Here is a 7,329-nt window from a genome sequence, read left to right as displayed (position 1 = left end):
CACCGACCACGACACCACGGCCGGGTGGCAGGAGGCCGGGGACACCGCGGTGGGGCTGGGGGTGGCGTTCGTGCCGGGCATGGAGATCACCTGCACCACCCCGGACGGCATCTCCGTGCACATGCTGAGCTACCTGCACGATCCCACGCACCAGCCGCTCGTGGACCGGATCGAGGAGTGCCGCCGCAACCGGCTCACCCGGGCCCGGCGCATGGTGGAGCTGCTGGGGGAGGACTACGACATCACGTGGCAGGACGTCACCGCCCAGGTGGGCCCCGGCGCCACGGTGGGCCGCCCGCACATCGCGGACGCGCTCGTGGCGCTGGGCGTGGTTCCCACGCGCTCGGACGCGTTCTCGGACCTGCTGTCCGGGCGTTCCAAGTACTACGTGCGCCACGACGCCCTGGACCCCGTGGAGGCCATCAAGCTGGTGCGCGCGGCAGGCGGGGTTCCGGTCTGCGCGCACCCCATGGCACCGCTGCGGGGCCGTGTGGCCAGTGCCGCGGACTTCGGGGCCATGATCGACGCCGGGCTGGGCGGGCTGGAAGTGGCCCACCGGGACAACCCGGACGAGTCCCGCGCGATCCTCATGACCATGGCCGCCGAGCACGACCTGATCGTGACCGGCTCCAGCGACTACCACGGGGAGGGCAAGCCCAACCGGCTGGGGGAGAACTCCACGTCCGCGCGGTCACTGACCCGGATCTGCGAGCAGGCCACCTCCGGCGTGGAGGTGCGCTGGCCCTGAGCCGGGTGCTCAGACGGTGCGCACGGGCACGTCCGGCAGACGCAGCCGCATGACCTCCACGGCCTCGGGATTGCTGTCCACGCACACGAACCGGCGGCCCAGCTCGGCGCTGACCGCTCCCGTGGTGCCCGATCCCGCGAAGAAGTCCAGCACCCAGTCCCCGGGCCGCGAGGACGCCGTGACGATCCGCCGCAGCACGCCCGCGGGCTTCTGGGTGGGGTAGCCGGTCTTCTCCCGCCCGGTGGGCGAGACGATCGTGTGCCACCACACGTCCGTGGGCAGCTTGCCGCGCGCGGCCTTCTCCGGACCCACGAGCCCCGGGGCCATGTAGGGCTCGCGGTCCACGTCCTGCGAGTTGAAGTGGTACGCGGTGGGATCCTTCACGTAAACGAGGATGGTGTCGTGCTTGGCGGGCCAGCGCCGGGTGGTGCGCCCGCCGAAGTCGTAGGCCCAGACGATCTCGTTGAGGAAGCACTCGCGGCCGAACATGGCGTCCAGCAGCACCTTGACGTAGTGCACCTCGCGGTAGTCCAGGTGCACGTACAGGGTGCCGTGGCGGGCCAGCACGCGCCGGGCGTGCGCCAGCCGGGGCTCCAGGAACCCCAGGTAGTCCGCGAACGAGTCCTCGTAGCGGCGCAGCGAGCCCATGATCGTCTCGTAGGAACGGCCCGCGAACCCCACCCGGTCCCCCTCGCCGTGGGCCACGGGAACCGAGCGGGTGGTGCGGCGCACCTGGTCCCTGCCCGTGTTGAACGGCGGGTCCAGGTACACCAGGGAGAACGCCTCGTCCGGCAGGGACTCCAGGACGGTGAGGTTCTCACCGTGCACGATGGCGCTGGTGCCCTCCGGGTCGAACACGAAGGGCTCCCGCGCGCCCACCGCCCCTACTCTCCCGCGGCGGGGGACTGCTGGCCGTTCTGCCCGCTGCCGCCCTTGTTCTGCCCCGAGGGACGACGACGCCGCCTGCGCCGCTTGGCGCCGCCCTCACCCGAGGTCTCCACGGACTTCTCACGCGGGGCGTGCGCGGTCTTCTCGCGGCCGTTCTCCCGGCTCTCGGAGGACTGCCCCGAGCGCTCGCGGGAGCCGGAACCACCGGAACGGCGGCCGTCGGAGCCCGAGGCCCCCGAGCGGCGTCGTCCGCCGGAGTTGTTGCGGGACCCGCCCGAGGATCGCTTGTCGTCGCGGCGGGGACGGGCGTCCCCGAGGTCCTCCATCTCCTCGGCGTCCAGGCCCTCGAGCGTGCGCTGGGCCCTGGGCAGCTTGCCCTTGGCGGTGCGCGGGATGTTGAGGTCCGAGTACAGGTGGTCGGAGGAGGAGTAGGTCTCCACGGGCTCGGGGATGCCGAGCTCCAGGGCCTTGTCGATCAGGCGCCAGCGCGGGACGTCGTCCCAGTCCACGAACGTGATGGCGGTGCCCTTGTTGCCCGCGCGGCCGGTGCGCCCGGTGCGGTGCAGGTAGGTCTTCTCGTCCTCGGGGCACTGGAAGTTGATCACGTGGGTGACGTCCTCCACGTCGATGCCGCGGGCCGCGACGTCCGTGGCCACGAGCACGTCCACCTTGGAGTTGCGGAACGCGCGCAGCGCCTGCTCGCGCGCGCCCTGGCCGAGGTCGCCGTGCAGGGGAGCGGCCGCGAAGCCGCGGTGGATTAGCTCGTCCGCGAGCTTGGCGGCGGCGCGCTTGGTGCGCGTGAAGATGATGCTGCGTCCGCGGCCCTCGGCCTGCAGGATGCGCGCGACCACCTCGTCCTTGTCCAGGTGGTGGGCGCGGTAGATGACCTGGCGGATGTCCTTCTTGGTGGTGCCCTCGTCCGGAGCGGCCGCGCGGATGTGCATGGGCCGGGTCATGTAGCGCCGGGCCATCGCGACCACGGGGCCGGGCATGGTGGCGGAGAACAGCATGGTCTGGCGCACGGCCGGAACCGTGGAGAGCAGCTTCTCCACGTCCGGGAGGAAGCCCAGGTCCAGCATCTCGTCCGCCTCGTCCAGCACGACCATGCGCACGTGGCTCAGGTCCAGGAAGTGCTGGCGGTTGAGGTCGATCAGGCGCCCGGGGGTGCCCACCACGACCTCCACGCCCTTCTCGAGCTCGGCGATCTGGGACTCGTACGGGCGTCCGCCGTAGATGGTGGCCACGCGTGCGTTGCGAGTCCTGGCGGCGATCGAGAGGTCGCTGCCCACCTGCACCGCGAGCTCGCGGGTGGGGACCACGATCAGGGCCTGCGGGGCGCCCGGCTTCTTGAGCTGCGCCCAGCCCTCGTCGTCCCGGCCCACCGCGCGCTGCAGCGCGGGGATGCCGAAGCCCAGGGTCTTGCCGGTGCCGGTCTTGGCCTGGCCGATGATGTCCTGCCCGGACAGGGCGATGGGCAGGGTCATGGCCTGGATGGGGAACGGGGAGGTGATGCCGTGGGCGGCGAGGGCGTCCACGATGTCCTGGCGGACCCCGAAGTCCGCGAACGAGGACTCCTCCACCGGCTCGGCGGTCTCGATGGCCTGCGCGCCAGATTCGTCGAGCTCCGGGGCGTCCTGCTCGGGTGTTGCGGTGATGTCTGTCAAAACGGTCCTTCACGGGTGTCGGCGCGGGGCACCGTCACCGGCGCCCGTGCCGGGATCGCCGCGGTGGGGCGCTCTCGACGCGGGCCGGGGGCCACCGCGCGGGTGTGAGGAAGCCGATCGTGGAACGTACCCACCCGGGCGCTCATCGGAACGGTGCACGACCATCCGGGCGCGGTGCCGGAGCGGGTGAAGACTGAACGTGACGGTGTCCTGGGACGACCGGTCATCCTGCTGAAACACCCCCAGTGTACCCGCAAACGCACCGACGCCCCCGGGCGTGTGCTCCGGGGACGTCGGCGCGGGTGGGCGGGAGTGCCGGTGGCGGTCCCGCCCAGAGGGGCTCAGCCCAGCGGCAGGGGAGTGAAGCCGACCTTGCGCTTGGTCTCCTGCCCGGTCTCCACGTAGCCGATGCTCGCGGCCGGAACCACGGCCGTGCCGCCCTTGGAGTCCTGCAGCACGAGGGGAGCGCCGGAGCTCAGTGCCTCGGCCACCTTGGCCTGCACCTCGTCGGCGGTCATCTCGGCGTGGACCACGAGCTCACGGGCCACGTTCTGGATGCCGATCTTGATTTCCATGGGTACCTCCTGCGGGGGTGGTCTCCCCGCGGTGCTCGCGGGTCGAACGCTGTGCGGCGGACCGGTCGCGCGGGGTGTCCGCGTCCGGCGGGTCAGTCCTGGTCGTCGCCGCTCAGTCTAGGAGCCGCCTCCGCGTGCTCCTCGTTGAGGGACTTGATTCCGCCCCAGGCTAAACGGAACAGCCGGTCCTGGACCTCCTCGCGCGTGCCGGCCTCGGGGTGCCGGGTCCAGAAGACCGCGGAGGTCTCCACCAGGTGCACCAGACCCCGGGACAGCAGCATGGCCTGGGCCGGGGGCGCGCCGGTCCGCGGACCGAGGAACGCCGCCACGGTCTGGGCGACCTCCTGGTAGAACTCGTCCAGCTGCGCGGCGACCTCGGGGAAGGACATCAGGTCCGCGCTGAACACCAGGCGGTGGGCCTGGGGGCACGAGTGCACGAACTCGAAGTGCGTGTCGATCACGTTGCGCACCTGCGCGCGGTTGGAGTCCGCGGTGGCCAGGGAGTCGCCGATGCGCTGCGAGAGATCCGCGAGCGTGTGCTCGACAAGGGCGAGGAACAGCTCCCGCTTCCCCGGGAAGTGCTGGTACAGCACGGGTTTGGACACACCGGCCGCGGCCGCGATCTCGTCCATGGACGTGGCGTGGTAGCCGCCGTCGGAGAACACCCGCAGTGCCGTGTCCAGCAGCTGCTCGCGGCGCTGGTCCCGACTCATGCGCCGGGCGCGGACGTGAGCGGGGCGCGCGGGAGCGCCGGCGGCGTCGGAAGCTGTCATGTGGCCCTCCTCCGAGGACGAGCGGTCGGACATGGTCTCAGCCGACCGCGCGCGGGCGCGGGGCGTCCGAGGGGGACTGTTCGGCGGGAGGCTCCTGCGCGGCGTCGGAGGCCTCCGGAACGGCGACCTCCAGGCCGTAGAGAGCCTCCAGGCCGGTGATGTACTCGTCCGCGCGGCCCTCCGCCGCGAGCTGGCGGGCCCGGACCGTGGGGGTGTGCAGCAGCGAACGGACCATCCGGCGCATGGCCATTTCGATCTGCTCCTCGGCGCCGGTGCAGCCGTGGTGGGCGCGGACCTTGTCCAGCTCGGAGTCCAGCACCGCCATGGTGTGCTTGCGCAGGGCCACGATCGCCTGGTCCATGCTGCGCGCGTTCTGGGACGTCTCGAACCCGCGGGCGGCGCGCTCCACGATCTCGCGCGCGGCGCTCACGGACTCACTGGTTTCCTCGGGCGCGGCCACGCGCACGGACTCCAGGGTGATCAGCTCCACGCCCGGCAGGTCCGCCACGGCGGGGTCGAAGTCTCGGGCCAGCGCGAGGTCCACCACGGTGCGAGGCCCGTCCGGGAAGGCGGCCGCGGGCATGGGAGCGGAGCCGCCGGAGCACCCGATGATCACGTCCGCCCGGCGCAGGGCCGCAGGAAGGCCCGCGTCCGTCACGGGGGAGCCTCCGCGCTGGTCCGTGAACTGCTCGGCACGTCCGGAGCCGGAGTAGACCTCGATGTCCGCGCACCCGCGGTCCCGCAGGGCGGCCATGGTGGCACCCGCGTACGCCCCGGTGCCGAACACGAGGGCGTGGCGTCCGGGCCAGTCGCCCGGGGTGATGTCGTCGGCGAGGTCCAGCGCCACCGACACGATGGAGCGTCCGCGTTCGCCGAGCCCCGTGCGGGCGCCCACCTCGCGGGCGGTGCGGGCCGCGGCCTCGAACAGCTGCACGAGGTGACCCGAGGCGGTGCCCGACTGGCGGGCCTGGGTGAGGGCCCGGCGGACCTGGCCCGTGATCTCGCGCTCGCCCACCACGGCGGACTCCAGCCCGGAGACCACGGTGAACAGGTGACGGGGGACCTCGGGCCCCTGGTACGCGTCCATGGTCTCGAGCACGAACCGCTCGTCCAGGCCGGCACGCTCCGCGATCCTCTCCGCAAGCTCCTGCTGGGCGCGGGCCACGTTGCGCGGGTCGTGCTCGGACAGCTCACCGTAGAGCTCGAGCCTGTTGCACGTGGAGAGGGTGATGGCTCCCGCCAGCGCACCGCGGGACACGGCGTCCTCGGCCACGCCGAGGGCCCCGGTGCTCAACCTGGCCACAGTGTTGAGGTCAACGGTGCGGTGCGATGCGACAAGACAGAAAAGAACCACAATCCCGCCATCCTAGACGAAGTCGTTCTGCTCCGCCCAGCATAGCCACCAGCGCGCGGCGCGGTTCAGGTCCCACCCGTGCGGACGGATCGTCACCAAAACGCGTCGGAGTCCTTTGGCATGATGGGACCATCATGGCTTCCCAGAACGCGCGCATCCCCGAGTCCTCCGAGCCCCGTCCGGCAGGGTCTGCCGCCACGGCCCACGAGGCGGCCCGACCGGACCTGGATCCCCAGGCCGAGGCAGCCGCGTGGCAGCGCCGCCTCGGCGCTCTGCCCGAGGCCCACCCCCTGCGCGTCGGCACCGCCGAGTCGCCGCTCGTGCGCACCCTGCGCGGGCTGCCCGCCGAGCACCGCCCCGTGTGGTTCATGCGCCAGGCCGGCCGATCCCTGCCCGAGTACCGGGCGGCCCGGGAGGGCACCGGGATGCTGGAGGCCTGCCTGACCCCGGCGCTCGCCGCGGAGATCACGCTGCAGCCGGTGCGCCGCCACGGCGTGGACGCCGCCATCTTCTTCTCCGACATCGTGGTGCCCATGAAGCTCGCGGGAGTCGGAGTGGACATCGTGGCAGGACGCGGTCCGGTGCTGGAGCACCCCGTGCGATCGGCCGCGGACGTCGCCGCTCTGCCCGAGCTTCCCGACGCCGCCCTGGACCCCATCCGTGAGGCCGTGCAGCGCACGGTCGCGGAGCTGGGGGACACGCCGCTCATCGGCTTCGCCGGGGCACCGTTCACCATTGCCGCCTACGCGGTGGAAGGCGGTCCCTCCCGCGACCACCTGCGTCCGCGCACCATGATGCACGCGGACCCGGCGTCCTGGGACGCACTCGCCCAGTGGGCCGCCCGCACCTCCGGCGCCTTCCTCCGGGCGCAGGTCGAGGCGGGGGCGTCCGCCGTGCAGCTCTTCGACTCCTGGGCGGGCTCGCTCTCGCTGGGGGACTACGAGGCCCACGTGCAGCGCCACTCCGCGGACGCGCTCGGGGCGGTGGCGGACCTCGGGGTGCCCCGCATCCACTTCGGGACGGGCACGGGGGAGCTGCTCGCCGCCATGCGGGACGCCGGCGCGGACGCCGTGGGCGTGGACTACCGCATTCCTCTCGACGTGGCCTCGCACCGCCTCGGCGGGCGTACCGTGGTGCAGGGCAACATCGATCCCGCTCTGCTCTGCGCGCCGCGGGACGTGCTGCACGAGCACGCCCGTGACGTCCTGCGCCGGGGCGAGAGCGCTCCCGGCCACGTGGTCAACCTGGGCCACGGTGTCCCGCCGGACACGGACCCGGACGTGCTCAGCGACCTGGTGACTTTCATCCACGAGGAGACCCGGTGACA

At 72.5% G+C, this 7,329-nt stretch carries 7 protein-coding genes; 2 read left to right on the top strand and 5 right to left on the bottom strand.

Annotation, left to right across the window (positions count from 1 at the left end; genetic code table 11):
- Positions 1 to 748 (top strand): phosphatase (locus QL985_RS11495; protein WP_290147909.1); only part of this gene is annotated, 748 nt, incomplete at its 5' end.
- 9 nt (positions 749 to 757) lie between these two features.
- Here the strand turns inward: QL985_RS11495 and QL985_RS11490 are convergent.
- The 5 genes from QL985_RS11490 to QL985_RS11470 form a co-directional block, all read right to left on the bottom strand.
- Positions 758 to 1,627, bottom strand: a complete 870-nt coding sequence (locus QL985_RS11490; RefSeq protein ID WP_047978038.1) for a site-specific DNA-methyltransferase — start codon at positions 1,625 to 1,627, stop codon at positions 758 to 760.
- Between the two features lie 5 nt (positions 1,628 to 1,632).
- Positions 1,633 to 3,300: a DEAD/DEAH box helicase gene (locus QL985_RS11485; RefSeq protein ID WP_039101747.1), complete on the bottom strand. Its 1,668-nt coding sequence runs from the start codon at positions 3,298 to 3,300 to the stop codon at positions 1,633 to 1,635.
- 341 nt (positions 3,301 to 3,641) lie between these two features.
- Entirely contained in the window at positions 3,642 to 3,875 is a 234-nt protein-coding gene (locus QL985_RS11480; RefSeq protein WP_019309459.1) for a DUF3107 domain-containing protein, read from the bottom strand.
- A 92-nt stretch (positions 3,876 to 3,967) separates the two neighbouring features.
- Positions 3,968 to 4,648: a TetR/AcrR family transcriptional regulator gene (locus QL985_RS11475; protein ID WP_029603142.1), complete on the bottom strand. Its 681-nt coding sequence runs from the start codon at positions 4,646 to 4,648 to the stop codon at positions 3,968 to 3,970.
- Positions 4,649 to 4,685: 37 nt separating this feature from the next.
- Positions 4,686 to 6,002, bottom strand: coding sequence for a glutamyl-tRNA reductase (locus tag QL985_RS11470; protein WP_102613170.1), 1,317 nt, complete (start codon positions 6,000 to 6,002; stop codon positions 4,686 to 4,688).
- Positions 6,003 to 6,136: 134 nt separating this feature from the next.
- Between QL985_RS11470 and hemE the strand changes: the two genes are divergently transcribed.
- The gene (gene hemE / locus QL985_RS11465) at positions 6,137 to 7,327 is read left to right on the top strand and encodes a uroporphyrinogen decarboxylase (RefSeq protein WP_059280676.1); all 1,191 of its coding nucleotides are present in this window, start codon (positions 6,137 to 6,139) and stop codon (positions 7,325 to 7,327) included.
- The last annotated feature ends 2 nt before the right edge of the window (positions 7,328 to 7,329 follow it).

It is taken from the genome of Kocuria sp. APC 4018 (genome assembly GCF_030407675.1).
Classification (GTDB): Bacteria; Actinomycetota; Actinomycetes; order Actinomycetales; family Micrococcaceae; genus Kocuria; species Kocuria rhizophila.
This window is presented reverse-complemented; position numbering and strand designations above follow the sequence as displayed.

Excerpts from the sequence above, each read along its gene's own strand:
- hemE (WP_059280676.1), top strand. The coding sequence starts at position 6,137 with ATGGCTTCCCAGAACGCGCGCATCCCCGAGTCCTCCGAGCCCCGTCCG.
- QL985_RS11475 (WP_029603142.1), bottom strand. The coding sequence starts at position 4,648 with ATGACAGCTTCCGACGCCGCCGGCGCTCCCGCGCGCCCCGCTCACGTC.
- QL985_RS11480 (WP_019309459.1), bottom strand. The coding sequence starts at position 3,875 with ATGGAAATCAAGATCGGCATCCAGAACGTGGCCCGTGAGCTCGTGGTC.